Annotated in this window: 1 protein-coding gene; it reads left to right on the forward strand. The window is 39.2% G+C overall.

Annotated features, from left to right (window positions below; genetic code table 11):
- The coding region (locus tag I6E49_RS14240; protein WP_235403140.1) for an IS982 family transposase at nucleotides 1-718 on the forward strand (718 nt) is incomplete at its 5' end.
- Nucleotides 719-801 lie beyond the last annotated feature (83 nt).

Here is an 801-nt window from a genome sequence, read left to right on the forward strand (position 1 = left end):
TTACCTTTTTTATGTCAAGGTTCACCTGCACGACCTGTTCCCCAAGCAGCTTTCATATAACCGCTTTGTTGAACTCGAGTCCAGAGTCGCGGTTGAGATGATGCTGTTCCTCCAACTGTTTTGCTTTGGCAGATGCACGGGTATAAGTTTCATTGACAGCACGTGCATTCCTGTATGCCACAACAAACGTATAACAAGAAATAAGGTGTTCCGTGATTATGCAGAAAGAGGTAAAAGCACCATGGGATGGTATTTCGGTTTCAAGTTACACCTGATATGCAATGAGAGAGGTGAACTGCTTAACTTTATGCTTACGAAAGCGAATGTTGACGATAGGAATACAGATGTCTTTAACAGATTGAGTGATAATGTGTTCGGAAAATTATTCGCAGACAAAGGATATATTTCGCATGGCTTGTTTGAGAGATTGTTTAACGACGGTATAGAAATTGTCACTGGCTTGAAATGCAATATGAAAAACAAGCTTATGCCATTGTATGACAAGATTCTGTTGCGCAAAAGATCTGTCATAGAAACCATCAATGACGAACTTAAGAATGTTGCACAACTTGTACATTCAAGACATCGTAGCGTGTTCAATTTCGTAATGAATGTCCTTTCTGTTTTGGCTGCGTATAGCTTCTTTGAAAAGAAGCCATCCATCAACATTGACTATTGCATAGAGAATGTTGACGGACAGCTTGCTGTTATAAAGTAAACTTCATTTGGACTTTACAATTCTTGCATTTTGCCATCCATATTGTTTGGAGGGCAAATGTAATATGCACCTATCGGAAATCT

It is taken from the genome of Leyella stercorea (assembly GCF_021531655.1).